The 22,744-nt window shown below is 67.6% G+C and carries 25 protein-coding genes; 5 read left to right on the top strand and 20 right to left on the bottom strand.

All coding sequences use genetic code 11. The features are described 5' to 3' along the window. Nucleotides 1-125 precede the first annotated feature (125 nt). Genes BG90_RS23725 through fdnG form a run of 3 tightly spaced genes read right to left on the bottom strand, consistent with a single transcriptional unit; the run spans nt 126 to nt 4,745 of the window. Nucleotides 126-752, bottom strand: a complete 627-nt coding sequence (locus BG90_RS23725) for a formate dehydrogenase subunit gamma (protein WP_010119846.1) — start codon at nt 750-752, stop codon at nt 126-128. After that, the gene (gene fdxH, locus BG90_RS23720) at nt 749-1,663 is read right to left on the bottom strand and encodes a formate dehydrogenase subunit beta (RefSeq protein WP_010119847.1); all 915 of its coding nucleotides are present in this window, start codon (nt 1,661-1,663) and stop codon (nt 749-751) included. Before fdxH ends, BG90_RS23725 begins: the two co-directional genes overlap by 4 nt. Nucleotides 1,664-1,673: 10 nt before the next feature. After that, complete coding sequence (gene fdnG, locus BG90_RS23715) at nt 1,674-4,745, bottom strand: formate dehydrogenase-N subunit alpha (protein ID WP_081464317.1); 3,072 nt, start codon at nt 4,743-4,745, stop codon at nt 1,674-1,676. Between the two features lie 489 nt (nt 4,746-5,234). Here fdnG and BG90_RS23705 point away from each other — a divergent pair, with 489 nt between their 5' ends. After that, nucleotides 5,235-5,477, top strand: coding sequence for a hypothetical protein (locus tag BG90_RS23705; protein WP_010109813.1), 243 nt, complete (start codon nt 5,235-5,237; stop codon nt 5,475-5,477). A 72-nt stretch (nt 5,478-5,549) separates the two neighbouring features. After that, the gene (locus tag BG90_RS23700; RefSeq protein ID WP_010109815.1) at nt 5,550-5,792 is read left to right on the top strand and encodes a hypothetical protein; all 243 of its coding nucleotides are present in this window, start codon (nt 5,550-5,552) and stop codon (nt 5,790-5,792) included. A gap of 28 nt (nt 5,793-5,820) precedes the next feature. Here BG90_RS23700 and BG90_RS23695 read toward each other — a convergent pair whose 3' ends face one another. From BG90_RS23695 to gvpA, 17 genes are all read right to left on the bottom strand, one after another. Then, nucleotides 5,821-6,588 (bottom strand): YdcF family protein, encoded by a 768-nt coding sequence (locus tag BG90_RS23695; RefSeq protein WP_010119851.1) that lies wholly within the window; start codon nt 6,586-6,588, stop codon nt 5,821-5,823. Between the two features lie 544 nt (nt 6,589-7,132). Further along, nucleotides 7,133-8,068: an ABC transporter substrate-binding protein gene (locus tag BG90_RS23690; protein ID WP_045568413.1), complete on the bottom strand. Its 936-nt coding sequence runs from the start codon at nt 8,066-8,068 to the stop codon at nt 7,133-7,135. Nucleotides 8,069-8,249: 181 nt separating this feature from the next. Then, complete coding sequence (locus BG90_RS37510) at nt 8,250-10,427, bottom strand: amino acid ABC transporter permease/ATP-binding protein (protein WP_082094638.1); 2,178 nt, start codon at nt 10,425-10,427, stop codon at nt 8,250-8,252. Between the two features lie 103 nt (nt 10,428-10,530). Next, on the bottom strand, nt 10,531-11,853 hold the full coding sequence (locus BG90_RS23675; RefSeq protein WP_010112987.1) for an LLM class flavin-dependent oxidoreductase: 1,323 nt from the start codon (nt 11,851-11,853) through the stop codon (nt 10,531-10,533). 66 nt (nt 11,854-11,919) lie between these two features. Further along, the gene (locus BG90_RS23670) at nt 11,920-12,921 is read right to left on the bottom strand and encodes an LLM class flavin-dependent oxidoreductase (RefSeq protein ID WP_010122123.1); all 1,002 of its coding nucleotides are present in this window, start codon (nt 12,919-12,921) and stop codon (nt 11,920-11,922) included. A 227-nt stretch (nt 12,922-13,148) separates the two neighbouring features. Next, the gene (locus tag BG90_RS23665) at nt 13,149-14,096 is read right to left on the bottom strand and encodes an ABC transporter substrate-binding protein (RefSeq protein ID WP_010122125.1); all 948 of its coding nucleotides are present in this window, start codon (nt 14,094-14,096) and stop codon (nt 13,149-13,151) included. 109 nt (nt 14,097-14,205) lie between these two features. Then, the gene (locus BG90_RS23660) at nt 14,206-14,757 is read right to left on the bottom strand and encodes a GNAT family N-acetyltransferase (RefSeq protein ID WP_010119868.1); all 552 of its coding nucleotides are present in this window, start codon (nt 14,755-14,757) and stop codon (nt 14,206-14,208) included. A 922-nt stretch (nt 14,758-15,679) separates the two neighbouring features. Then, nucleotides 15,680-16,000, bottom strand: coding sequence for a gas vesicle protein (locus BG90_RS23655; RefSeq protein WP_045568412.1), 321 nt, complete (start codon nt 15,998-16,000; stop codon nt 15,680-15,682). 24 nt (nt 16,001-16,024) lie between these two features. Continuing rightward, entirely contained in the window at nt 16,025-16,387 is a 363-nt protein-coding gene (locus tag BG90_RS23650; protein WP_010119872.1) for a gas vesicle protein K, read from the bottom strand. Further along, entirely contained in the window at nt 16,384-16,641 is a 258-nt protein-coding gene (locus BG90_RS23645) for a gas vesicle protein (RefSeq protein ID WP_232288961.1), read from the bottom strand. Before BG90_RS23645 ends, BG90_RS23650 begins: the two co-directional genes overlap by 4 nt. Further along, nucleotides 16,638-16,865, bottom strand: a complete 228-nt coding sequence (locus BG90_RS23640; RefSeq protein WP_010119874.1) for a gas vesicle protein GvpG — start codon at nt 16,863-16,865, stop codon at nt 16,638-16,640. The genes BG90_RS23645 and BG90_RS23640 overlap by 4 nt, the downstream gene beginning before the upstream one ends. An 8-nt stretch (nt 16,866-16,873) precedes the next feature. After that, the gene (locus tag BG90_RS23635; protein WP_045568411.1) at nt 16,874-17,623 is read right to left on the bottom strand and encodes a GvpL/GvpF family gas vesicle protein; all 750 of its coding nucleotides are present in this window, start codon (nt 17,621-17,623) and stop codon (nt 16,874-16,876) included. Continuing rightward, the gene (locus tag BG90_RS23630; RefSeq protein ID WP_010109834.1) at nt 17,610-17,843 is read right to left on the bottom strand and encodes a hypothetical protein; all 234 of its coding nucleotides are present in this window, start codon (nt 17,841-17,843) and stop codon (nt 17,610-17,612) included. Before BG90_RS23630 ends, BG90_RS23635 begins: the two co-directional genes overlap by 14 nt. A 10-nt stretch (nt 17,844-17,853) precedes the next feature. Then, on the bottom strand, nt 17,854-18,129 hold the full coding sequence (locus BG90_RS23625) for a hypothetical protein (RefSeq protein ID WP_010109835.1): 276 nt from the start codon (nt 18,127-18,129) through the stop codon (nt 17,854-17,856). 3 nt (nt 18,130-18,132) lie between these two features. Continuing rightward, on the bottom strand, nt 18,133-19,080 hold the full coding sequence (gene gvpN / locus BG90_RS23620) for a gas vesicle protein GvpN (protein ID WP_232239157.1): 948 nt from the start codon (nt 19,078-19,080) through the stop codon (nt 18,133-18,135). Nucleotides 19,081-19,172: 92 nt separating this feature from the next. Beyond that, a complete protein-coding gene (locus BG90_RS23615) occupies nt 19,173-19,454 on the bottom strand; it encodes a hypothetical protein (protein ID WP_010109837.1) in 282 nt (93 codons plus the stop codon). Between the two features lie 74 nt (nt 19,455-19,528). Then, nucleotides 19,529-19,750, bottom strand: a complete 222-nt coding sequence (gene gvpA / locus BG90_RS23610) for a gas vesicle structural protein GvpA (RefSeq protein ID WP_010109838.1) — start codon at nt 19,748-19,750, stop codon at nt 19,529-19,531. A 482-nt stretch (nt 19,751-20,232) separates the two neighbouring features. Here gvpA and BG90_RS23605 point away from each other — a divergent pair, with 482 nt between their 5' ends. From BG90_RS23605 to BG90_RS23595, 3 genes are read left to right on the top strand one after another with little or no spacing between them, the layout of a single operon-like run. Next, the gene (locus BG90_RS23605; RefSeq protein ID WP_025990325.1) at nt 20,233-20,835 is read left to right on the top strand and encodes a hypothetical protein; all 603 of its coding nucleotides are present in this window, start codon (nt 20,233-20,235) and stop codon (nt 20,833-20,835) included. A gap of 46 nt (nt 20,836-20,881) precedes the next feature. After that, the gene (locus BG90_RS23600) at nt 20,882-22,249 is read left to right on the top strand and encodes a sigma-54-dependent transcriptional regulator (RefSeq protein ID WP_235363856.1); all 1,368 of its coding nucleotides are present in this window, start codon (nt 20,882-20,884) and stop codon (nt 22,247-22,249) included. After that, the gene (locus tag BG90_RS23595) at nt 22,233-22,742 is read left to right on the top strand and encodes an Hsp20/alpha crystallin family protein (protein WP_010109841.1); all 510 of its coding nucleotides are present in this window, start codon (nt 22,233-22,235) and stop codon (nt 22,740-22,742) included. Before BG90_RS23600 ends, BG90_RS23595 begins: the two co-directional genes overlap by 17 nt. The last annotated feature ends 2 nt before the right edge of the window (nt 22,743-22,744 follow it).

Here is a 22,744-nt window from a genome sequence, read left to right as displayed (position 1 = left end):
CGTCGGCGCTTTTTGTTCCGTCCGCCGTTCGCCCGCCCGCCGCGTGAGCGGCCCGCGGGCGGCGCGAGGCGCGAGGCGCGGACCGACCGCGTCCATGCCCTGCGCCGGCATCGTGCGATGCGTCGTTACTTCACGCTCTCGCGAAACCACTTCGGATGGTGCTTTCTCGCCCAGCCGACGGTCACGGTGCCGCGCACCATCGCGCCGATCGACCCCTTCACCCACAGCGCCGCGTACACGTGCACGACGATGCCGACGATCAGCACGAACGCCGCGACCGCATGCAGGATGGCCGCCGCGCGAATCACGCCGATCGGGAAGTAGAACGAGAAATAACGCCGCCAGATCACGATCCCGGAGACGAGCAGCAACAGGAGACACGCCACCATCGCGAAGAATAGCAGCTTCTGCCCCGCGTTATAGCGGCCGACTTCCGGCAGCTTGTCCTCGCGGTTCGCGAGCACGTCGTCCATCTGCGTGAGCCACTGGCGGTCGCCCGCGTCGAGCAGGTTGTGGTGCCAGTAGCGCACGACCATCACCGCGAACGACACGACCATCACGAGGCCGACGAACGGATGCAGGATCCGCGTCCATTGCCCGCCGCCGAACAGCGCCGTCATCCAGAACATCGACGGATGAAACAGCGCGAGCCCGGACAGCGCGAGCAGCACGAACGAGATCGCGGTGATCCAGTGGTTCGAGCGCTCGTTCGCCGTGTAGCGGACGATCAGGTTGGGGTCGTCATGCTTCATTTCACGTCCTCCTTGATGCGTCGCGCTTCGTCGCGGGCGGCGGCCTCGTCGTCTTCCGTCACTTCGTTCGGGCCGACGCGCGTGTAGTGGAAGAAGCCGACCAGCGCGGACAATGCGATGCCCGCGACCGCGAGCGGCTTCGCGATGCCCTTCCACAGCTTCACCATCGGGCTGATCGACGGGTTGTCGGGCAGCCCGTGATACAGCGACGGCTTGTCCGCGTGGTGCAGCACGTACATCACGTGCGTGCCGCCGACGCCGGCCGGATCGTACAGCCCCGCGTGCTCGAAGCCGCGTCCCTTCAGGTCGGCGATCCGCTCGGCCGCGTGCTGCTTCATGTCGTCCTTCGTGCCGAACACGATCGCGCCCGTCGGGCAGGTCTTCACGCACGCGGGCTCCTGGCCGACCGCGACGCGATCGGAGCACAGCGTGCACTTGTACGCGCGATTGTCCTGCTTCGAGATCCGCGGGATGTTGAACGGGCAGCCGGTCACGCAGTAGCCGCAGCCGATGCAGTTCTCCTCGTGGAAATCGACGATCCCGTTGTTGTACTGAACGATCGCGCCCGGCGACGGACACGCCTTCAGGCAGCCCGGGTCCTCGCAGTGCATGCAGCCGTCCTTGCGGATCAGCCATTCGAGGTCGCCCGCCGGGTTCTCGTATTCGGAGAAACGCATCACCGTCCACGAGTGCTCGGTCAGGTCGGCCGGGTTGTCGTACACGCCGACGTTCGTGCCGACTTCGTCGCGCAAGTCGTTCCACTCCATGCAGGCCGTCTGGCACGCCTTGCAGCCGATGCACTTCGATACGTCGATCAGCTTCGCGACGCCGCCCGTCGCCGGCTCGCGCACGTTGGGCGGCGGCGTCGTGGTGGCGGAGACGCGCTTGATATCCAGCGATTGCAATGCCATCTCTTCCCCCTTACGCCTTTTCGACCTTCACCAGGAACGACTTGAATTCCGGTGTGTACGAGTTGCCGTCGCCCACGGACGGAGTCAGGGTATTCGCGAGATAGCCGGGCTTCGTCAATCCCTTGAAGCCCCAATGCAACGGGATGCCGACCGTCTGCACCTTCTTGCCGTCGACCATCAGCGGCTTGATCCGCTTCGTGACGAGCGCCACCGCGACGATGTGCCCGCGGTTCGACGACACCTTCACGCGGTCGCCGTGCGCGACGCCCACTTCCTTCGCGAGATCCTCGCCGATCTCGACGAACTGCTGCGGCTGGATGATCGCGTTCAGCCGCGCATGCTTGGTCCAGTAGTGGAAGTGCTCGGTCAGACGATACGTCGTCGCGACGTGCGGGAATTTGTCGACCTTGCCGAACGCCGCCCGATCGTCCGGGAACACGCGGGCGGCCGGGTTGTTCAGCGCGCGCGGGTTGCCCGGATGCAGCGGGTTCGCGGCGAGCGGCGTCTCGAACGGCTCGTAGTGCTCGGGGAACGGACCTTCGTTCATCCCGGCGCGCGCGAAGAAGCGCGCGACGCCTTCCGGGTTCATGATGAACGGGCCCATGCCGGTCTCGGGCGGCTCGTCGGCCTTGTAGTCCGGGATGTCCGGACCGGTCCACGCCTTGCCGTTCCACGCAACCAGCTTGCGGGTCGGGTCGAACGGCTTGCCGTTCACGTCGCACGATGCGCGGTTGTACAGGATCCGCCGGTTCGCCGGCCACGCCCACGCCCAGCCGAGCGTCTGGCCGATGCCGGTCGGATCCGAGTTGTCGCGCCGCGCCATCTGGTTGCCCGCTTGCGTCCACGCGCCGCAGAAGATCCAGCAGCCGCTCGCGGTCGTGCCGTCGTCCTTCAGCTGCGCGAAGCCCGCGAGCTGCTCGCCCTTCTTCACGAGCGTCTTCGCCGGATCCTTCGGATCCGGCAGATCGGCGAGCGCGCGGCCGCTGAACTCCATCGCGAGCTCTTCGGGCGTCGGGCTTTCCGGATTCGCGTACGGCCAGCTCAGGTTGACGATCGGATCGGGATACTTGCCGCCGTCCTTCTTGTACATCTCGCGCATCCGCAGGAAGAGCCCCGACATGATCTCGAGGTCGCTCTTCGCCTGGCCCGGCGGCTCCGCGCCCTGCCAGTGCCACTGCAGCACGCGGCCCGAATTGACGAGCGAGCCGCGCTCCTCCGCGAAGCACGAGGTCGGCAGACGGAACACCTCGGTCCGGATCTTCGACGCATCGACGTCGTTGAACTCGCCATGGTTCTTCCAGAACTCGGACGTCTCGGTCGCGAGCGGATCCATGATCACGAGCCACTTCAGTTTCGCGAGCGCCTCGGACGTCTTCGCCTTCGACGGCGCCGCCGCGAGCGGGTTGAAGCCCTGGCAGATGTAGCCGTTCATCTTGCCTTCATGCATCAGCTCGATCGTCTGCAGCAGGTCGTACTGCTTGTCGAGCTTCGGCAGATAGTCGTAGCCCCAGTTGTTCTCGGCGCCGACCGCGTCGCCCCACCACGCCTTCATGAAGCTCACGTGGAACGCGCGGTAATTCTTCCAGTAGCTCAACTGGTTCGGCCGCAGCGGCTGCTGCGCGCGTTTCTGGATGTACGCGTCGAAATCCTGCTCGGCCTGCATCGGCAGCGTCATGTAGCCCGGCAGCAGATTCGACATCAGCCCGAGGTCGGTGAGACCCTGGATGTTCGAGTGCCCGCGCAGCGCGTTCATCCCGCCGCCCGCGATGCCGATGTTGCCGAGCAGCAACTGCACCATCGCGCCCGTGCGGATCATCTGCGCGCCGACCGAGTGATGCGTCCAGCCGAGCGCGTACAGGATCGTGCCGGCGCGGCCGGGCACGGCCGTCGTCGCGAGCATCTCGCACACCTTCAGGAACTTGTCCTTCGGCGTGCCGCAGATCTTCTCGACCATCTCCGGCGTGTAGCGCGCGTAGTGCTGCTTCAGCAGGTTGTAGACGCAGCGCGGGTGCGCGAGCGTTTCGTCGACCTTCACGAAGCCGTCGTCGCCGCGCTCGTAGTCCCACGTCGACTTGTCCGGATACGCGTGCTTGTCCGCGTCGTAGCCGGAAAAAATGCCGTCGTCGAACGCGAAGTCCTCGCGGACGATGAACGAGAAATCCGTGTAGTGCTTGACGTATTCGTGCTGGATCTTGTCGTTCGTCAGCAGGTAATTGATGATCCCGCCGAGGAATGCGATATCCGTGCCGGTGCGAATCGGCGCGTAGAAATCGGCGACCGATGCGGTGCGCGTGAAGCGCGGGTCGACGACGACGAGGCGCGCATTGCGATGCGCCTTCGCTTCCGTCACCCATTTGAAGCCGCACGGGTGCGCTTCGGCGGCGTTGCCGCCCATCACGAGAATCACGTCCGCGTTCTTGATGTCGACCCAATGGTTCGTCATCGCTCCACGGCCAAACGTCGGGGCAAGACCTGCCACCGTCGGGCCATGTCAGACACGAGCCTGGTTGTCGAACGCGAGCATCCCCATGCTGCGCACGGTCTTGTGCGTCAGATAGCCGACCTCGTTGCTGCCCGCCGACGCGGCCAGCATGCCCGTCGTCAGCCAGCGGTTGACCTTCATTCCGTCATCCGTCGTCTCGACGAAGTTCGCGTCGCGGTCCGCCTTCATCAGCTTCGCGATCCGGTCGAGCGCGTCGCTCCACGAGATCGGCTCCCACTTGTCGGAGCCGGCCGCGCGGTACTCGGGCCGCGTCAGGCGGCTCGGGCTATGGATGAAGTCGATGAGGCTCGCGCCCTTCGGGCACAGCGTGCCGCGGTTGACCGGATGGTCGGGGTCGCCCTCGATGTGGATGATGCTCGACGTGGCGTTCTTCGCGCCGTCGCCGAGGCTGTACATCAGGATCCCGCAACCGACCGAGCAGTAAGGACAGGTGTTGCGGGTTTCGACAGTGCGCGCCAGCTTGTATTGGCGGACCTCGGCGAGCGCTTCGGCCGGTGAGAAGCCCATCAGGGCTAGGCTCGAGCCGGCGAGCGTCGTCGCGGACAGCTTCAGGAACTGGCGCCGGGACAGTTGGAGCATGGTGGTCTCGGGCGGGTTGTATTGAAGGGGAACAGATTGATTGGATGTCGTTGCGTTGCCGGGTTGCGAATGCCTGTGGTTGCGGATTTCGCGGCCGTCCCTCGGCGCGGCGTCCGGCGGGAGCCCGCGACGCGGCGGTGACGCGCCGCGTCGTCCATCGTCTTTCCTTTATATGACAACACGAGAAGATCGGATAGCGGAACCGTCACCAATAAGGGAAAACCATTTCTTACAGCGCGCAAGGTTATCAGATCACGCCAAAACGCGGCGTGTCACGCGAGGCTCGCGCGCATCGGCACAGCGCCGGGCGTTCGACGGCTCGACGTCCGCCGCAGCGCGATCGGCCCACCGGGCGCCGGACGATCGGCATCGGCCGTCCGAGCCGGGACCGAACACTTCGACAGGTTCGGCCGGCATGACACGCACGCCCTGTTCGCGCGCGCCGCCGTTGCGTTTACGGCATCCGGTTCGAAATATTGAGCGGATTCATTGACGCCGGATTTGCAGCGAGATGCGGGACAGCAGGAATGGGCGGCGATTCGTTCGATCGATCCGCGCCAGATCGTCCGGGCGACCGAATATCGCGTCAATTTCGTCAACAACATTCCGCAAGGCGGCGCGACGCTGGTGCGCGTCCGGGATAACGTCGCCGGACGCGGCGCCGGTTACGCCGGCTTCGATCCGAACGTCATCGGCTACGATCCGGACAACCGGGCGAACAACCACGGCTGATCGTCGACGGCCGACGTCGGTCCGACGTCGACGACCGACCGCCGCTGCACGTCGCAAACCGTCGCGACGAGCGTGACGCGGCCATCGGGCTCCGACCTGGCGATCGCGGTGCCCGAATACTGCGAGGCGCACGGCGGCATCGTGCTCAGGAACAGCAACGTTCCGGGCGCAGCGAGCGTCGTCGAGCCCGTCGATTACCGGAACGCGACGCATACGGGGGAAACGCAGCGGTGGCGCGAAACGGCCGATCAGCGCGACAACGACCTGCTGATCGACTCGATCAAGCTGACGTTCACGCCCGCTTATCCGAAGTGACGCGCGGCGCGACGGCGCGGGCGGCGAATCACGCGTCGCCCGGCTGCGTCCTCGCCGGGTTCCAGCCGAGCGCGTCGTACAGCCGGTAGCGCGCGATGCCGAGATATTCGTGCAGCGCGAGATCGGCGGCCGAGAAGTTGTACGCGAGCGGCAGCGGGAACAGCATCGCTTGCAGGTACTCGGCGCGCACGGGAATCGCCGCGACGCCGAAATGCGCGAAGTACAGCACGCTGCGCCTCAAATGGACGCCCGACGTCACGAGCAGCACGCGGTCCGCGCGATAGCCGGCCAGCACGACGCGCGTGAATTGGGCGTTCTGCCACGTGTTCATGCTGCGCGGCTCGGACAGCACGTCGGCCGCGTCGATGCCGAGCCCGATCAGCGCGTCGCGATAGACGGTCGCTTCAGGCACGCCGTTGCGACGCGCGTCGCCGCCGCTCACGACGATCTTGCAGCCGGCGTTCGCGCGCGCCTTTCGGCAGCCGTGGTAGAGGCTCGCCGCCTCGACGACCCGCGAATAGGAGAACGTGCCGGGCTCGACCGCGCCCGTCGCGGCGATCTTCTCGGTGCCGAGTCCCAGCATGACGATCGCGTTGCGCTCGCCCCATTCGATCGCCGGCCGCGCCGCATACGGCGCCTGCAGATGGCGCAGCAGCCAGGCGGGCACGGGGCCGCAGCCGATCGCGAAGAACAGGACGGCGGACGCGGCGAACGACGCGCGGCTCGTACGACGGCGCCCGGCGACCCAAAGCAGCGCGGCGGCGACGGCCACGGCGGCCAGCAGTGCGAGCGTCATGCGACGGTCGCCGGCGCACCGGCGGCTGGGAGCGGGCGTGGGTGGATCGACGAAGCGGTCCGGCGTGTCGGGCGGGCGGATCGGTGCATGGCGGCGGTCGAGCGACGAAGAGGCTGGAGATTATGCGACGGGCGGGACTGCGAGGCCAGCGTGTTCGGCTGGGCCGGAGACGGTGAAGGCGCCGGGCGGATGGTGCTGTCGGTGCTTCGGCGATTTCGGCAGCGACAGTTAGTAGCAAAGCCGAAGCCGACGCCGACGCCGACGCCGAAGCCAAGGCCGGCATAGATTTCGCCACGCGCGCTCCGACGCCCCGGACGCGACATTGAGCCTGTCAGAAAATTGGCACGTAAAACCACACGATGTCCGGGGGGCCAAAGGAGCCATATGGCAACGGACAACAAGAAATCCGCGCCTGGGGCATCCGTGCCGGATCTCTGACCGGCTTGCACTCAAAAATCCGGCCATCCTCGCGACATTTCAGCAGGGAACGCGAATCGCTCTCACCGCCCCCTGCCGCGTCGCAAGATCCACGCGCCATCGCCGCTCAAAACGACGGCAACCCCGGCGGATTCGTCTCCGATTTGTCGACCGCCTCCGACAGCAGCCCCCATCGCGCGAGCGCCTGCCGATACTTGCCGCTGCGGATCAGATCGTTGGTCGCGAGCGTCAGCGCATCGGCAAGGCCGCCGCCCTTGCGCGTCGCGATCGCGACGTCGGCCCTGACGGGCCACCCGGCGTTCACGCTGCCGACGCAGCGGATCCTGCCGTCGCGCGCCGCCTGGTACGCGAGCGTCGCGTTCGGATTCAGCTCCGCGTCCGCGCGCCCGGACAGCAGCGCGACGCGCGATGCGCCGTCGTCGTCGAAATACAGCGCATCGACCGGCTTGAGCCCCTGCGCGACGTTGCGCCGGTTCCATTCGAGCAGGATGCGCTCCTGGCTCGTGCCCGACGCGGTGATGATCCGCAGGCCCGCGACGTCCTTCGGCTCGGCGATCCGCGCGATCGGGCTCGCGGTTCTCACGTAGAAGCCGTGCAGGCCGAGCCGGTACGTCGTGAAGTCGAACTTCTCCTTCCGCTTCTCGGTGACGCCGACGTTCGAGATCACCGCGTCGTACTTGCCGGCGCTCAGCCCGAGCGGCCAGTCGGCCCATGCGACGGGCAACAGCGCGAGCCGCCGGCCGAGCGCATCGGCGATCAGTTGCGCGTAGTCGGGATCCGCGCCGACGACCGTGCGCGCGTCGGTCGCGTAGGTCGCGACGGGCGGCGCATGCGGCGCGATCGCGACGACGAACGCGCCGTCGTCGACCCAGCGGTAGCGGCGCGCCGCGTCGGCGGCGGCCGGATCGCGCGCCGCGCGCACGCGGCCCGCCTGGCGCGGATCGAGATCGACCGCGATGCCGGCGGCGCGCGCGCCGAGCGGCGCCGCGCCGGTCGCTGCCGCCGCGAGCGCGGCGCCGACGAAAGTGCGTCTGTCGATCATCGCGCCGCCGCCCCCGATGAGATGGCCGGCAACCGAAGCACGGCCGCCCGGGCGAAGCGGACGCCGCCATCGCCCCCTTCCCCGCTTCGTCCGCCGCGGCGGCGTTCCGCGCCGCCGTCGTCGATTCCGCGGCCGAACCGCCTCGGCCAGGCCTCGCCCGACGTCGCTCGCCGCGCCGCCATCACAGCACCTTCGACAGGAATGCGCGCGTGCGCGGATGCGCGGGCGCGCCGAGCACCTGCGCGGGCGGCCCCGCTTCGACGATCCGGCCGTGCTCCATGAACAGGATCGTGTCCGCGACCTCGCGCGCGAAGCCGATCTCGTGCGTGACGATGACGAGCGTCGTCCCCGAGCGCGCGAGCTCCTTGATCACGTCGAGCACTTCGTTGACGAGCTCCGGATCGAGCGCGGACGTCGGCTCGTCGAACAGCAGCACCTTCGGCTTCAGCGCGAGCGCCCGCGCGATCGCGACGCGCTGCTGCTGGCCGCCCGACAGTTGGCGCGGATACGCGCCGGCCTTCGCCGCGAGGCCGACCCGCGCGAGCAGCTCGCGCGCGACGCGCTCCGCTTCGGCGCGCGTCGCGCGGCCTGACGCGACGGGCGCCTCGACGATGTTCTCGAGCACGGTCAGATGCGGGAACAGATTGAAATTCTGGAACACCATGCCGACGTCGACGCGGCGGCGCAGCACGTCCTTCTCCTTCAGCTCGTACAGCGTGTCGCCGTCGCGGCGGTAGCCGATCAGCTCGCCGTCGATGTCGATGAAGCCGCCGTCGACGCGCTCGAGGTGGTTGATCGTGCGCAGCAGCGTCGATTTGCCGGAGCCGGACTGGCCGAGGATCACGGTGACGCTGCCCGCCGGCGCGACGAACGACACGTCGTCGAGCACCTTGTGCTGGCCGAAGCTCTTCGACACGCGCTGGACGGCGACCTCGCCGCCGCGGCGCACGCTCGCCGACGCGCGCGCCGCGGCGACCGGCGATGTCGCGTCGGCGGATGCGCGCGGTGCGGCGAACGCATCGGACACATCGGAAGCCTCCGACACGACCCATGCGGCTGCGCCAGTCGAAGAGGCCGACGCAGACGACGCGACACTACCGGGAGCAGCGGGAACATCCGAAGCGCCGGATACGCGGAACGCCTCCGCGCCCATCTCGCCCGACGCTCCCGCCGTGCCGGCCGGCGCCCGCGCTCCCCGCGCGAATTCCGCGCCGGAAGCCGGCGCGGCGGAAGACGTCGCTGACGGGCCGATCCGCTGGAGCGACGCGGGCGCGGATGACGGCTTCATCCTCGGCTGCGCATCGCCCGCCGCGCGCGGCGCATCCCCCGCACCGCGCCTCACGCCGCTCGGGCCGCTCGCCTCGACCGTGCCGTCCCTCCGCGTCGTCGCGCGCTCGCGCCGCCCCGGCAGCGCATCGGTCAACTTGCCGACGATCGCCGCAAACGGCGACCGCGCCGGATTGCGCACCGCGCCGCGCGCGTAGCGACGCTCGACCTGCGCCTGAACGATCGACAGCACGGTCAGGATGATCAGATACCAGACGGTCGCGACCATCAGCAGCGGAATCACCTCGAGGTTGCGTCGATAGATCACCTGCACCGTATAGAACAGCTCCGGCATCGCGAGCACGTACACCATCGACGTGCCCTTCGCGAGCGAGATCAGATCGTTGAACGCGACGGGCAAAAACGCGCGCATCGCCTGCGGCAGCACGATGCGCGTCGCCTGCCGCGCTCGCGGCAGGCCGAGCGCGGCGGCCGCCTCGAGCTGCCCCGGGTCGACCGACAGGATGCCGCCCCGAATCCCCTCGGCCGCGAACGCCGCGTGATTGAGCGTGAGGCCGAGCACGGCCGCGCAGAACGGACTGATGAGATCGGTCGTCGCGACGTCGGCGAACGTGATGCCGGTGAACGGCACGCCGAGCCACACGTGGTCGTACAGATAGCCGAGATTGTTGAGGATCAGCAGCAGCACGACGAGCGGAATCGAGCGGAACAGCCAGATGAACGCCCACGCGCACGCGGCGACGATCGGCGAGCGGGACACGCGCGCGAGCGCGAGCGGCACGCCGAGCGCGAAGCCGAACAGCGCGCCGAGCGCGGTCAGCAGCAGCGTGCGCGCGAGCCCCGACAGCACCGGCGCCGACAGGAACCATTCGGCGAATACCGGCCAGCCCCACTGCGGATTGCCGAGCACCGAATTCAGCACGAGCGCGACCAGCGCGGCGGCGAGCACGGTGCCGGCCGTCCGCGCGCGGTAGCGGGCCGGCACGATCCGAAAACGCGGCGCGTCGCCGCGCGCCGCGGGCATGCCCGGCGTCGGCAGCGCGCCGCCGACGGCGTGAGTGATGTCGCTCATGGTCGTGTTTCCTTGCTGGATCGATGGCGCGCCGCACGGGCGCTCGGCGCCGCGCTCGCGCGCGACGCGGGATGCGCGCGGCTCGAGACGGCCCCCGGCGCCGTCATGCGACTTCGGCCGCCGCGTGGCGGCTTGCCTTGCGCGGCAGGCCGAGGTGCTCGCGCAGCGTGCTGCCGCCGAGCGTGCGCCGGTAGCGGCCGCGCGCCTCGAGCGCCGGAATCACGAGCTCGACGAAGTCGTCGAGCCCCTGCGCCTGCACCGCGAAGCCGAGGATGAAGCCGTCGCCCGCGCCCGCGTCGATCCATCGGATCAGTTCGTCAGCGACGTCTTCCGCCGCGCCGATGAACTGCGGACGCGGCGTCGCGACGGCAAGCGCCGTCTCGCGCAGCGTGAGCCCTTTCGCGCGCGCGTCGGCCTTGATGCGGTCGGTCGTCGAGCGGAAGCTGTTGCGGCCGATGTCGCCGAGCGCCGGGAACGGCGCGTCGAGCGGGTACCGCGTGAAGTCGTGGTGATCGAAGTAGCGGCCGAGGTACGCGAGCGCGTCGTCGATCGTCAGCAGATCGCGGATCGCGCGGTACTTGTCCTCCGCCTCGGCGGCCGTGCGCCCGACGATCGGACCGATGCCGGGGAAAATCTTCACGTCGCCGGCGCGGCGGCCGTGCGCGACGGCGCTGTCCTTCACGCGCGTCGCGAACGCGCGCGTCTCGTCGAGCGACGGCGAATGCGTGAACACCGCGTCCGCGTACTTGCCCGCGAGCGCGATCCCCGCGTCCGACGAGCCCGCCTGGAAGATCACCGGCTGCCCCTGCGGCGAGCGCTGGATGTTGAGCGGCCCGGCGACCCGGAAGAACGGGCCCGCGTGATCGAGCGCATGCAGCCTGTCGCGATCGAAGAAGCGGCCGCTCGCGCGATCGCGCACGAAGGCGTCGTCGTCCCAGCTATCCCAGAGGCCCTGCGCGACGCTCAGGTATTCGTCGGCGATCTCGTAGCGCAGCGCGTGGTCCGGATGCTTCGTGCCGTAATTCTTCGCGGTGCCTTCGAGCGGCGTCGTGACGACGTTCCAGCCGGCGCGGCCGCCGCTCAGCAGATCGAGCGACGCGAACTGCCGCGCGACCGTGAACGGCTCGCTGTACGACGTCGACACGGTGCCCGCGAGGCCGATCTTCGACGTCGCGGCCGCGAGCGCGGACAACAGCGAGATCGGCTCGAAGCGGTTCAGGAAGTGCGGGATCGATTTCTCGTTGATGTAAAGGCCGTCGGCGACGAACGCGAACGCGATGCCGTTCGCCTCCGCCTTGCGCGCGACGCCCAGCATGAAATCGAGGTTGACGCTCGCGTCCGGCGGGTTGCTCGGATGCCGCCACGCGTTCATGTGGCTGCCGGCGCCTTGCAGCATGATGCCGAAGGGAATCGTGGACTGGGTCATGATGAACGTGGGTGTCGTTGGGATCGCACGAAAGCGCGCAGCCGCGGCGCGCGCCGTCTCGGATGCTCAGGTCCGCACGGACTGCCGCGCGCGCGCGAGCAGCTCGACCGACGCGAGCCGCGCCGGATAGTGCGTGACCGGCGAATCGACGACGAACTCGCCGACGCCGTAGCGGCGGCTCAAGGCGTCGAGCTCGCGGTGCACGTCGTCCGGCGCGCCGGCGATCACGTGCGGGCGCAGCTCGTCGATCCGGTAGTCGGTCGCGCCGCTCTGGCGCGCGAACTCGGCCGCCGCCTGCGCGCTGCCGAGATTGACGCTCTGGCCGCCCGCGAGCTTCAGCTTGAAGATCCGCAGCGCGCCGATCAGCCGCTCGGCTTCCGCCTTCGTCGGCGCCGCGACCGCGTACAGCGCGAGGAGCGGCGCGCGCCCGGTCGCGCGGCGATACGCGTCGAGCGAGCGCTCGACGTTCGCCTCGTCGCCGTTGAAGTGTCCGGCATAGCAGAACTGCCAGCCGAACCGCGCCGCGAGCGCGGCGCTCTCCGGCGAGCCGCCGAGCAGCACGCGCTCGGGCGCCTCGGGCGGCACCGGCAGCGCGAGCGCGCCGGCGAGCGGATGATCCTCGGCGACGCCCCAGTTCAGGAACGCGTCGAGCTCGGCGAGCTGGTCGGCGAACGCGGGCTTGCGCGGCCTGTCGTGCAGCGACTGCAGCGCGCGCGTCGTCAGCGGCAAGCCGCCCGGCGCCTTGCCGACGCCGAGATCGACGCGCCCCGGCGCGAGCGACGCGAGCAGCTTGAACGTCTCCGCGACCTTGAACGGGCTGTAGTGCTGGAGCATCACGCCGCCGGACCCGACGCGGATCCGCGACGTATGCGCGAGCACGTGCGATACGACGATCTCGGGCGCGGAGCTCGCGAGCCCCGGCGCGCCGTGATGCTCGGCGATCCAGAAGCGGCGATAGCCGAGCGCTTCGGCGCGCTGCGCGAGCGCGACCGTGAAACGCAGCGCGTCGGCCGCCGTCGCGCCTTCGGCGATCGGACTCTTGTCCAGCAGCGATAACGAATAAGACATGGCGGGTGCGAATGCAGGCTACGGGAAATCGGAAAGCGCCGGGCGATGCGGCAAAGCGATGCGCAGGCTCCCGCGCAGTCGCCCTACGTCATCACGCCATCGAGCGGCGCTACATATTGGCTTCGTCAAGCGGCTTCATGCTGCGGCTCCAACGGGCGGCTACGGGCGGCATGCGCGGCTGCGCCGCGCCGATCGCGAAAGACCGGCCGGCGCGCCGCCGCCGCGCGTCAAGTCTTCGGCAAGCCCGGCGGATTGGTCCGCGACACGTCGATCGCCTCGGAGCCGAGACTCCAGCGATCGAGCACGCGCCGGTAAGCGCCGTTCTTGATGAAATCGTTGATCGCGATCGTGAACGGCGCCGCGAGTCCGCTGCCCTTGCGCGTCGTGACCGCGATGTCCGCGGTGCGCGGCCAGCCGCCGCTCACGGCGCCGACGAGTTTCGTCCTGTGCTGCTGCGCGGCCTGATAGGCGAGCACCGAGTTCACGCTGAAGATCGCGTCGGCGCGGCCCGACTGCAGCGCGACGCTCTTGACCGCATGATCGTCGTAATACTGGACGGTGACGGCCTTGAGCCCGCGCGCGACGTTCTCGCGGTCCCATTCGAGCAGGATCTTTTCCTGATTGGTGCCGGCGTCGGTGATCACGCGCAGGCCCGCGACGTCCTTCGGCTCCTTGATCGACGCGATCTTGCTGTCGGACTTCACGTAGAAGCCGACCTGATCCTTGCGATACGTCGAGAAATCGAACTTCGCCTTGCGCTCCTCGGTCACGGTCACGTTCGACAGCACCGCGTCGACGCGGCCCGATTCGAGCGCGAGCGGCCAGTCCGCCCATGCGAGCGCGACAATTTTCAGCTTGCGGCCGAGGCTGTCGGACAACAGTTGCGCGAGGTCGGCGTCGAAGCCGACGACGGTGCGCGCGTCGGTCGCGTACGCGCTGATCGGCGGCTGGCTCGGCGCGATGCCGACGGTCAGCGTGTCCGGCTCGGCGAACTTGAAGCTCGCGGGCAGCGCGCGGACCACCGCTTCGTCGCGCGCGCCGCGCACGCGTCCGGGCTGCTCGGGGCTCAGGTCGAACGTGACGGCCGACGCCGCCGCGCCGGCGCCGATCAGCACGGCCGCGACGACCGCGCGTGCGGCCCATCCGGCGATCGATTTCGTGTGTTGCAATTTCATCGGCGATTCCTGTTCGTTGCGAATGTCTCGTCGTTTTCGATGCGAAGCGCGGGGCCCGAAGCGCGGGCCGGGATGCGCGCCACGCGCGCGCCGCCCGCCGCGCCGCGCGTCATTCGACCGGCGCGGCCGGCACGGGCGCGCGCAGGTCGTCGAGCGTGCCGACGCGGGCGGGCTCGATCAGATCCTTGCCGAACGGCAAATGCACGTAGATCTCCGGATCGACGTCGCGATCGAACAGCGCCGCATAGCCGGCGTCGAGATACAGCGCCCACGCCTCCGGCTGCCGGAATCCCGTCGTCAGATAGACGCGCCGATAACCCTGCCGCGCGGCGCGCAGTTCGAGTTCGCGGACCACGCGCCGCGCGAGCCCCTGGCGCCGCAGATCGGCGCGCGTCCAGATCCGCTTGAGCTCCGCCGTTTGCGCGTCGTACCGCTTGAAGGCCCCGCCGCCGATCGTCTCGCCGTCGCGGATCAGCAGGATGAACGCGCCTTCGGGCGGCGCGAACAGCTCGGCCGAATAGCGCGCGAGCTCCGCTTGCGCCGACGCGCGGCTGTCGGGCCGGTACGCGTGATAGCGCGTCGCGTATTCGTCGACCAGCGCGTCGATCAAGGGCTTCGCGCGCGCGTCGTGCGGCGCGGCGTCGATAATGCTGTCAGTCATGGCGATGTCGTCGGAGGCGAACGGTCGCGCGCGGACGATGCGCCGATGCGCCGGCTCGCCGCCGCGGCGCGCCCGTTCGTTCTACGGAAGATGGGCGGCGCGACCGCGTCGCGTTCGGTGCGCGCCTGCTTCGTTCGTCGCACGCCCGTCGCGATGTCATCGCGCCGCCATGCACGTCACATTAGCGTTTCGACGCGCAAAGGCTAACCAAGCAATTTCGATATCGATATCGACGGCGGCGTAGCAAGGATTTCGTCGAAACGCCCGTTGCGCGGCGCGAGTCGATCGCGCCAATAGGGGGCCGCGGAATTTGGCTCGCGGCACTCGACGGGAAGCCGGGAGCGCGTCGAATCACGATGCGAGCGATGCGGCGCGTATCGCTCGGTGCTCGCGGCAAGCGCAAGGGGGCGCGGCCCGCGAGTTGCGCGTTGCGCGTTGCGCGTTGCGAGTTGCGCGTTGCGACCCGCGAATTGCGAGTTGCGAGTTGCGAGTTGCGAATTGCGAATTGCAACGTACGAGCCGCGACACACATCCGCCATGCGCGATCCGCGACGCACGAAGGCCCTCGGATCACCGTGCGCGACCTTCGCGATCGCTCCCGGACACACCCGGCAGGGCGATGTGGCCCGGGAAAGAAACCATGAGCAACACGAAAACGCCCGCTACCGACGAGTTCCGGCGCGACGCCGTTCGGCCAGGCGATCGGCCCGAAGCATCCGCGACGCCGACCGGAAACCGTCCGGCGCATCGGCGATCCGGCGGCGATCCGACATGAAAGGGGCGGCCGCTTCGTCGCGCGCCGACGAACCTGCTCCATGCGCGCCGTCACGAAAAAACGGGAGAGCGCGCGCCCCTTCCCAATTCGCCCCGATTTCGCGAATACCGTCCGGCAAACGAAACGGCAAACAACGCGGCAGACGAATCACGGACGGCCCGCATCGACGTGCGCGGCGGAGCCCGCCGCGACATCGACGGCGGCCGCCCGGCCTGGCAGCGCGGATCGGGCTTTGTCCGGGCCCAGAAAGAACGAATCGGCGTTCCACCAATCGATGCCGAGCTCCTTCGCTTTATCGACGGAGCAGACCAGGAGCCGGATGCGGATCGTCAGAAGTTCGACGTCGACGAGGTTGATCCGGATATCGCCGGTGATGACGATGCCCTTGTCGAGCACGCGCTCGAGCAGATCGGCCACGGTCGTGCTGGAGACGCTGTGCTGTGGCGATGCGGTGCGTGACTGGCTCATGGGATGACTCTCAAGGGATGGCGCTCAAAAAAGACGGCCGAGCGGGCCGAGATCGAGATTGAGATCGGCGTCGGTGAAGCCGAACTGCCCGGCGAGCCGCTCGATCTCCTCGGCCTGCCGCATCAGCGCGAGCCCCAGCCGCTCGATTTCGTCGTCGTTCAGGCTGCCGGCCTCGATTCGCCGCAACGCCTGCCGCTCCAGCAGTTCGTGCAACAGCTTGATCAGCGCCAGAACGAGCTTCGCGACGCCGTTGGCCGCAGGGGCGGCCGTCACGTCGACGCGCGGCGTCGCGCGCGGCGGCGGCGCCTGTTGCTGAGCGAGCGCTTGTTCCAGCGCGGCGGCGAGTGCGGCGGCGCTCGTTACTGCCGCCACGTGCGGCCCATTCATCGGGATTCCTCTTCGAGCGGCATCGCGCGGCCGGCCAACGCGGTTTCCACCGAGCTCAGGAGCAAGCGCAGATGCAGGTAGAGCAGATCGACGCCGGCCACCGACACGACCACGTGGGCGGAAATCACCGCCCCCTTGTTGAGAATCCGGTCCAGCGCCTCGCACAGGGACAGCCGCTCGGCGAGCTCGACCGGAACGGGTTCGCCGTCCGCGCTGCGCACGGCCCGAGACGGCGGCGGGCAAGGCGGCGTCACGACGTTTCCAGGCTGTCCAGATGATCGAGCAGCGCCTGCTCGCGCGCTTCGAACGCAGCCTCGTCGATCTGGCCGGATTCGAGTTCGTGATAGAGATCGACGAGCGCCGCCTTGGTCATCTCGATGTCGGCGATCGTCTCTTCCTCGGCGGCCTGCGCGATCTCTTCGAAGATCCAGAACATGCCCTTGATCGGCGCGGCAAGCAGGTTATCGAGAATGAACATGGCACCCTTCAGAGACTCATGTTGAGATTGACGAAATGGTGAGGCGGACACGGCCCGCTGTATTTCAGCACGAGCAAATCGTCGAGCTCCCGCGACACGGCGGTCACATTCGACTCGAATCGGCCAAGCTCGGCGTTTCGCACGAGGCAGGTCAAGCGCAGGATTTCCGTCTCGCTGCGCGGCGGGTCGTGCCGGATCTCCTGGCAACACACGTCGAGCGCCTCGTCCACCAATGCCGCGTGGCGCGCCCGCTCTTCGTTCAGCACGCGCTCGAAGCGGCTGCCCAGCTCGATCTTGTCGCCGCGCGTGACCGCGCCGCCGAGCGCCAGCATGGCGTCGCGCGCAGCCTTGAGATCGGGGCGGACGTCGATCAGGTGGCGAAAGACATCGGGCACGTCCCAGTTCAGTCGCACGCTCATTTCCACATGGTCCGCGAGCCGCGCGAGTTCGCTGCCGAGCATGGTCCGATGCTTCTTGAGCATCCTGCGCAGCGCGATTTCGCTGGTGGCGATCGTGCCGAACGCCACCGGCAGCACGGTGCCCTCGGTCGCGAGGCTCTGGATGACCGTGTGATGCGCGAGCAGATTGCGCCGCTCGGGACGGACCTTCGCGAGCCCCGTGGCGCTGACGATCGCCGCGACGTCGCCGTCGGTCAACGCGTAGACGGCCGTTCCGCCGATGCCCGACGGAAGGCTGGCGGGCACTTCTCGCGCATGCTTGACGGCGTACAGGTAACGGGCGCCGCTATGGCTGGTCATGCTGCACCTCATGCGGCACCGGCTTGCGGATATTGGGCTTCACGTTAGGCGGCACGAGCACCGGAGCGTCCTGAAGACGGACGGACTCGATGCAGCCTTCGACGATATCCACCATCAGCAGCGAATGGCAGACCCAGCAGCGCAGCGCGCCGTGGTATCGAGCGTAGGAGTCGTCGTCGACTTCGATCTGGTGCCCGCAGGAAATGCAGTTGATGTTCATGATGTCCCTCTCAATATCGGATCCGGAACGATCCGCCGATATCGGCGGCCTGCGGCGCTTCGGTTTCGATCGCCGCATACAGTCTGGCCTTCTCGCGCTCCAGATCGGCGAGCCGGCTGTCGACGCTGTCGATGCGGCGCTGCGCGGCTCGCCGCTCGATGTCCCGCCGGCTCTTTTCCATTTCGATGCACGAGATCCGCATGTACATGCTGTGCACCGGCATCGCCGTCGTGCCGGACGTACGCCGGGCACGGATGTCGTGCAGCCCTTTTCTCGGAATCGGCATGATTCATCTCCGCGCTTTCGTGCGCCGGCCTGCGTGACGGACTGCCTGCGCCTCCTGCTCCGGCTCCACCCCGAGGATGTCTCTGCATGCCCATACGTAGCCGGGATTGTCGGGCGTCGCCTCGCCGCCGCGATACGCGAGCGCGCGGGCGAGCGCGATGGCCGCCCGGATGCTGGGATGGTGGCCGTTGTCGCTCGTGTCGCGCAGCCGGCGGGTCAGATCGACGATCCGCTCGGCGTCGGCGCGCTCGATTTCGGACCTGGCCCAGACGATCTCGACTTCCGTCTCGCGGTCGTAGTGCCCCACTTGAATCGTGATCAGCCGGCCCATCAGCGCGTTCTGCGTCTTGTGCACGCCCACGTACTCTTCCGGATTCGACGTGAAGATCGCGCGAAAGCCGGGATGCACCGTCAGATAGCCGGCGCCCGTCATGCGATTGGGCAAGTTCAGGATGCCTTCCGACAATACCGGCAGCAGCGCGTTGTTCGCTTCCGGCCGGGATCGGTTGAATTCGTCGTAGATGAGCGTGAGGCCATGCTGGCAGGCTGTCGTCAGGCGATTGTCGATCCAGGTCGTGGTCATTTCCTCCTCGGTCTTGACCACCGAATGGATGAAGTTGTCGACCACCCGCGAGCGGCGATATCCGGTGCCGCGACCGACGAGATCGGCGCTGCCGAGTTCGTCGTCGCCATGCATCAGCACGACTTGCCGACCGAGCTGAGCGGCGATGTGGAATGCGAGCGTGGTCTTGCCGGTGCCCGACGGCCCCGCAAGATGCACGCCGTAGCCGGCGCCGAGATAGGTCAGCGCGCGTTCGGTGAGGTTGCGAACGGCGGGCGTCTGCACGAATTCGGCGCTCGCTTCCAACCGCACCCTGTTCCGGGCGGCGCCGTCGCTATTCACGCCGCGCGCCGCTGCAACCAGTTCCGGCGGTGGGGCGAGATCGGTCATGATTCTCTCCAGTTATCGGAAAAGCATCGGCAGGCGCAGCGGTCGGCCGAGCGCATCGATCGGTGGGCCGCCGCGCCCAGTCGCAAACGGCCCTAGCCTCGCCAAGCGCGACGGGCTCCCCTCAGATCGGCGTCGAACGCCTGTCGCAGATCACGCACGCGCTCGACCAGGTCCGTCACGAAAGAAGTTCTGGCGTCGAGCGCGTGGCTGAACATGTCGGCATTGGCCAGGTGCAGTTGCCGCAACAGTTGGGCGACTTCCATTCGCAGATCCTCGCGCGAATCCGCCAGCTTCTGCAGCAGTCTCTGCCGCTCCCTGTGACCCGCCACGACTTCCTGATGCAGCCGGGTCATGTCTTGCGTCATGCTGTTCATGGCTGTTCCTTTCGAGGCCGACCGCTTTGCCGCGGCCGGAAACCAAGTTGCCCGCCATTTGGCGGCAACGTCGGTCACGCTGCTGGCGCTGCGGCAGTCGCGGTCAAGCCGATTGCTTCGGCATACTTGAGATAGGTTTCGACCGATGCGATGACGACGCGGGCTTCGATCGAAAGCAGCTCAATGCCGACAAGCGACACCTTTGCCCACACGTCGATGACGATGCCCTTGTCGAGGATGCGATCGACAACTTCGGCCAGGCTCGAAGAGTCGGTCGATTTTTGCACTTTGGCCATGATGGCCTCCTTGCTATACGTTGATGGGAAAAGACATTTGCGCTGCAGGAGCAGGCTAGGGCCACCAAGCAACCCCCATGCCGGGGCGCGGAGCATCGCGCGAGAAAGTCGCCGCGGATGCCGCCGTCGGCCATGCGGCGCCGATATGCAACGGCTTTGATTACAAGGCTGGCGAAATCGGCGCGAAATGCCGCGTTCGAAACAATGAGCCGATATCGCGATTTTCAATTCTCGTGTTTCGATCAATATCGAATTCGATTGAAACGCCTTTTGCGCAATCGTGCATATCGGACGTATGGAAGCGGCGTCGCGGTATGGAAAGCGTTCCATGGAAAGCTTTCCATACCGCCCCAATGCGCGGAGCATGCGCGGCAAAAATGCCACCGCGGACAGCGGTATATTTCCTATGATGAGAATTACAGCATAAGGCCGCAACATACGAATACGGCAAGACAAATACGGCAAGACAAAGGGGAGCGGCCATGCCCGGCAGCAGCCGCACATTGATCTACATTCCGATTCTCCACACCGGTATCGATATGGGGCAGTTCGGCCCGCTCGTCGACGACGCGGCGCAAGCCAATCTCGGCGCCGACACATGGCAACGCCACGTGACCGACGTCGAGCACATGTGGGACGGCATCGAAGAAGCCATCCCCCGGCTCGGCCTCGACCTGAAATCCCTGCGCGTCTATCAGGACGGATTGCCGGTATGCGGCCGCGAGCGCGAGATCGTCGACGATCTCGCGAAGACAGGCAGTCGCAATCATCTTTTGCTGCAAACGCTGAGCCGGCAAGGCGCCTCGGTGGTCGGCACCGAAGCGCCGGAATTGCTGGTGGAGGAATACGAGCTCGCCTGGCGGCTGCTCAACGCCCCCTCCGCGAACGGTCATCGGACCGACGCCGAACGCCGGCTCGCGGCCGACCTGCTGCAACGACGCGACCGGTTCATTGCGCGCCGGATCGACGAGACGCTGCCGGCGGACGGCACCGGCATGCTGTTTATCGGCGCGCTGCATCGGGTGGCCCCACTCCTGCCGGCCGATCTGGCAGTGAGCTATCCGCTCGGCAGCCCGGCGATCTGAGATGGCGAACGCCATGAATACGGTTCCAAGCTCGATGCCGGTGCGCGTGCTGATCGTCAACGAGCCGATTTTCGGCTCGCGGCTGACCGAGCTGCTGCGCGACGCGGGCCTCGACGCCGTGTCCGCGCAAACCGGCTACGCGGCGCTGCAGACCCTGGAGCTGCAGCGCTCAGACGCCGTGGTGCTCGACGATCGCCTGCTGGACATGAGCGGGCTCGATCTGCTGCACGCGATCCGGCGACAGACGCCGCAGATGCCGGCGGTGATGCTCACCGACCATCCTGACGTGCAGGGCGCCATCTGCGCGATGCGGGACGGTGTTCAGGACTACATCTCGAAGTCGGTCGACGACGACGTGCTGGTGCGCGCGGTCAGGACGGCGCTGACGAGCGGCGGCGGCCGGAGCGGCGAGCCGTCGGTCGCCGCCAGCCTGTGCGAAAGCATGGGGCCGAGCGAAGCCGTCGCCCGCCTGGTCGCCCGGATCGGGCTCGTCGCGAAGAGCACGTTTTCGGTCCTGATCGTGGGCGAAAGCGGCGCGGGCAAGGAACTGGTCGCGCGCGCGATCCACCGCGGCAGCGGGCGGCGCGCCGCGCCGTTCGTCGCGATCGATTGCGGCGCGATTCCGGAGCAACTGCTCGAATCGGAACTTTACGGCTACGAGAAAGGCGCGTTCACCGGCGCGGGCGCCGCCAAGCCCGGCAAGTTCTCGGCGGCGAACCGCGGCACGCTGTTTCTCGACGAGATCGCCAACCTGCCGCTGGCATCGCAAGCCAAGCTGCTGCGCGTGATCCAGGAGCGCACGCTGTATCGCGTGGGCGGCAACACGCCGCTGCCGCTGGACGTGCGCATCGTCGCCGCCGCCAACGAGGACGTCGAGCAGAAGGCGCTCGAAGGCGACTTCCGCAGCGACCTCTTCTTCAGGCTGTCCGAATTCGTGATTCACGTCCCGGCGTTGCGCGAACGGCGCGACGACATCCTCTACCTCGCGCAGCACTTCGCCACGCAAACCTGCACGGAATTGGACAAGCCCGCCGTCACGTTCGCCGACGCGACTTGCGAGCGCTTGTTGAATCACCCGTGGCCGGGCAACGTCCGGCAGCTACGCAACACGATCCGGCAGGCCGTCCTCGTCGCCGGCGACATCGTGCAGCCGGCTCATCTCAATATCGCCGAGTCCGGCAAGCATGCGGCGCCGGCGCCGGAATTCGGCTGGGAAGGGCTGTCGCTGAAGGAAGTGGTACGACGCAATATCGCCGACATCGAGCGGCGGGTGATCGACCAGGTGTTGCAGGCGACCCATGGCAACAAGGCCCAAGCGGCACGAGTCTTGCAAGTCGACTACAAGACCATCCATTCGAAGGTCAAGGAGTACCGCATCGAATTCCGAGGAGTCGACGATGAAGACCAAGCGTGACGGAGCGAAAGAAACGGCCAGCGGCTTCGAAGGCATCATGTCGGGCATCGTGAACCTGGTGGAGAAACTCAACGAACTGGCCCAGACCGGCAATGAACTTCAGTTGCTGAAGGAGCGTACGACCGATGCGGGCATTCGGGGCGTCTACGGCATCAACATCAAGGTCGGTTTGGGGCAGGACAAGGATAGGGTCTCGGTCGAGCCGTTCGGCAACATCCGCAAGGACAAGTCCGGCCACGCGGTGGTGCAGGAAGTGATCGAACCGATCGTGGACGTGTTCGAGGAGACCGACCATACGCTCGTGGTGGCGGAAATGCCGGGCGTGAGCCTGGAAGACGTGAGGCTCGACGTCCAGGACGACGTGCTCACGATCGTCGCGGAGCACCGGCCCAAGAAATACATCAAGGAAGTGCTGCTGCCGCGCCCGTATACGCGCGACCAGATGCAATTCGGCTGCAACAACGGGATTCTCGAAATCAGGTGCACGGACTGAAA

It is taken from the genome of Burkholderia oklahomensis C6786 (assembly GCF_000959365.1).
Taxonomy (GTDB): Bacteria; Pseudomonadota; Gammaproteobacteria; order Burkholderiales; family Burkholderiaceae; genus Burkholderia; species Burkholderia oklahomensis.
This window is presented reverse-complemented; position numbering and strand designations above follow the sequence as displayed.

What these genes read in the sequence shown, in the direction of transcription:
- BG90_RS23725 (WP_010119846.1), bottom strand. Translation starts at nt 752, where the DNA reads ATGAAGCATGACGACCCCAACCTGATCGTCCGCTACACGGCGAACGAG.
- fdxH (WP_010119847.1), bottom strand. Translation starts at nt 1,663, where the DNA reads ATGGCATTGCAATCGCTGGATATCAAGCGCGTCTCCGCCACCACGACG.
- BG90_RS23695 (WP_010119851.1), bottom strand. Translation starts at nt 6,588, where the DNA reads ATGACGCTCGCACTGCTGGCCGCCGTGGCCGTCGCCGCCGCGCTGCTT.
- BG90_RS23690 (WP_045568413.1), bottom strand. Translation starts at nt 8,068, where the DNA reads ATGATCGACAGACGCACTTTCGTCGGCGCCGCGCTCGCGGCGGCAGCG.
- BG90_RS37510 (WP_082094638.1), bottom strand. Translation starts at nt 10,427, where the DNA reads ATGAGCGACATCACTCACGCCGTCGGCGGCGCGCTGCCGACGCCGGGC.
- BG90_RS23675 (WP_010112987.1), bottom strand. Translation starts at nt 11,853, where the DNA reads ATGACCCAGTCCACGATTCCCTTCGGCATCATGCTGCAAGGCGCCGGC.
- BG90_RS23670 (WP_010122123.1), bottom strand. Translation starts at nt 12,921, where the DNA reads ATGTCTTATTCGTTATCGCTGCTGGACAAGAGTCCGATCGCCGAAGGC.
- BG90_RS23665 (WP_010122125.1), bottom strand. Translation starts at nt 14,096, where the DNA reads ATGAAATTGCAACACACGAAATCGATCGCCGGATGGGCCGCACGCGCG.
- BG90_RS23660 (WP_010119868.1), bottom strand. Translation starts at nt 14,757, where the DNA reads ATGACTGACAGCATTATCGACGCCGCGCCGCACGACGCGCGCGCGAAG.
- BG90_RS23655 (WP_045568412.1), bottom strand. Translation starts at nt 16,000, where the DNA reads ATGAGCCAGTCACGCACCGCATCGCCACAGCACAGCGTCTCCAGCACG.
- BG90_RS23650 (WP_010119872.1), bottom strand. Translation starts at nt 16,387, where the DNA reads ATGAATGGGCCGCACGTGGCGGCAGTAACGAGCGCCGCCGCACTCGCC.
- BG90_RS23640 (WP_010119874.1), bottom strand. Translation starts at nt 16,865, where the DNA reads ATGTTCATTCTCGATAACCTGCTTGCCGCGCCGATCAAGGGCATGTTC.
- BG90_RS23635 (WP_045568411.1), bottom strand. Translation starts at nt 17,623, where the DNA reads ATGACCAGCCATAGCGGCGCCCGTTACCTGTACGCCGTCAAGCATGCG.
- BG90_RS23630 (WP_010109834.1), bottom strand. Translation starts at nt 17,843, where the DNA reads ATGAACATCAACTGCATTTCCTGCGGGCACCAGATCGAAGTCGACGAC.
- BG90_RS23625 (WP_010109835.1), bottom strand. Translation starts at nt 18,129, where the DNA reads ATGCCGATTCCGAGAAAAGGGCTGCACGACATCCGTGCCCGGCGTACG.
- gvpN (WP_232239157.1), bottom strand. Translation starts at nt 19,080, where the DNA reads ATGACCGATCTCGCCCCACCGCCGGAACTGGTTGCAGCGGCGCGCGGC.
- BG90_RS23615 (WP_010109837.1), bottom strand. Translation starts at nt 19,454, where the DNA reads ATGAACAGCATGACGCAAGACATGACCCGGCTGCATCAGGAAGTCGTG.
- gvpA (WP_010109838.1), bottom strand. Translation starts at nt 19,750, where the DNA reads ATGGCCAAAGTGCAAAAATCGACCGACTCTTCGAGCCTGGCCGAAGTT.
- BG90_RS23605 (WP_025990325.1), top strand. Translation starts at nt 20,233, where the DNA reads ATGCCCGGCAGCAGCCGCACATTGATCTACATTCCGATTCTCCACACC.
- BG90_RS23595 (WP_010109841.1), top strand. Translation starts at nt 22,233, where the DNA reads ATGAAGACCAAGCGTGACGGAGCGAAAGAAACGGCCAGCGGCTTCGAA.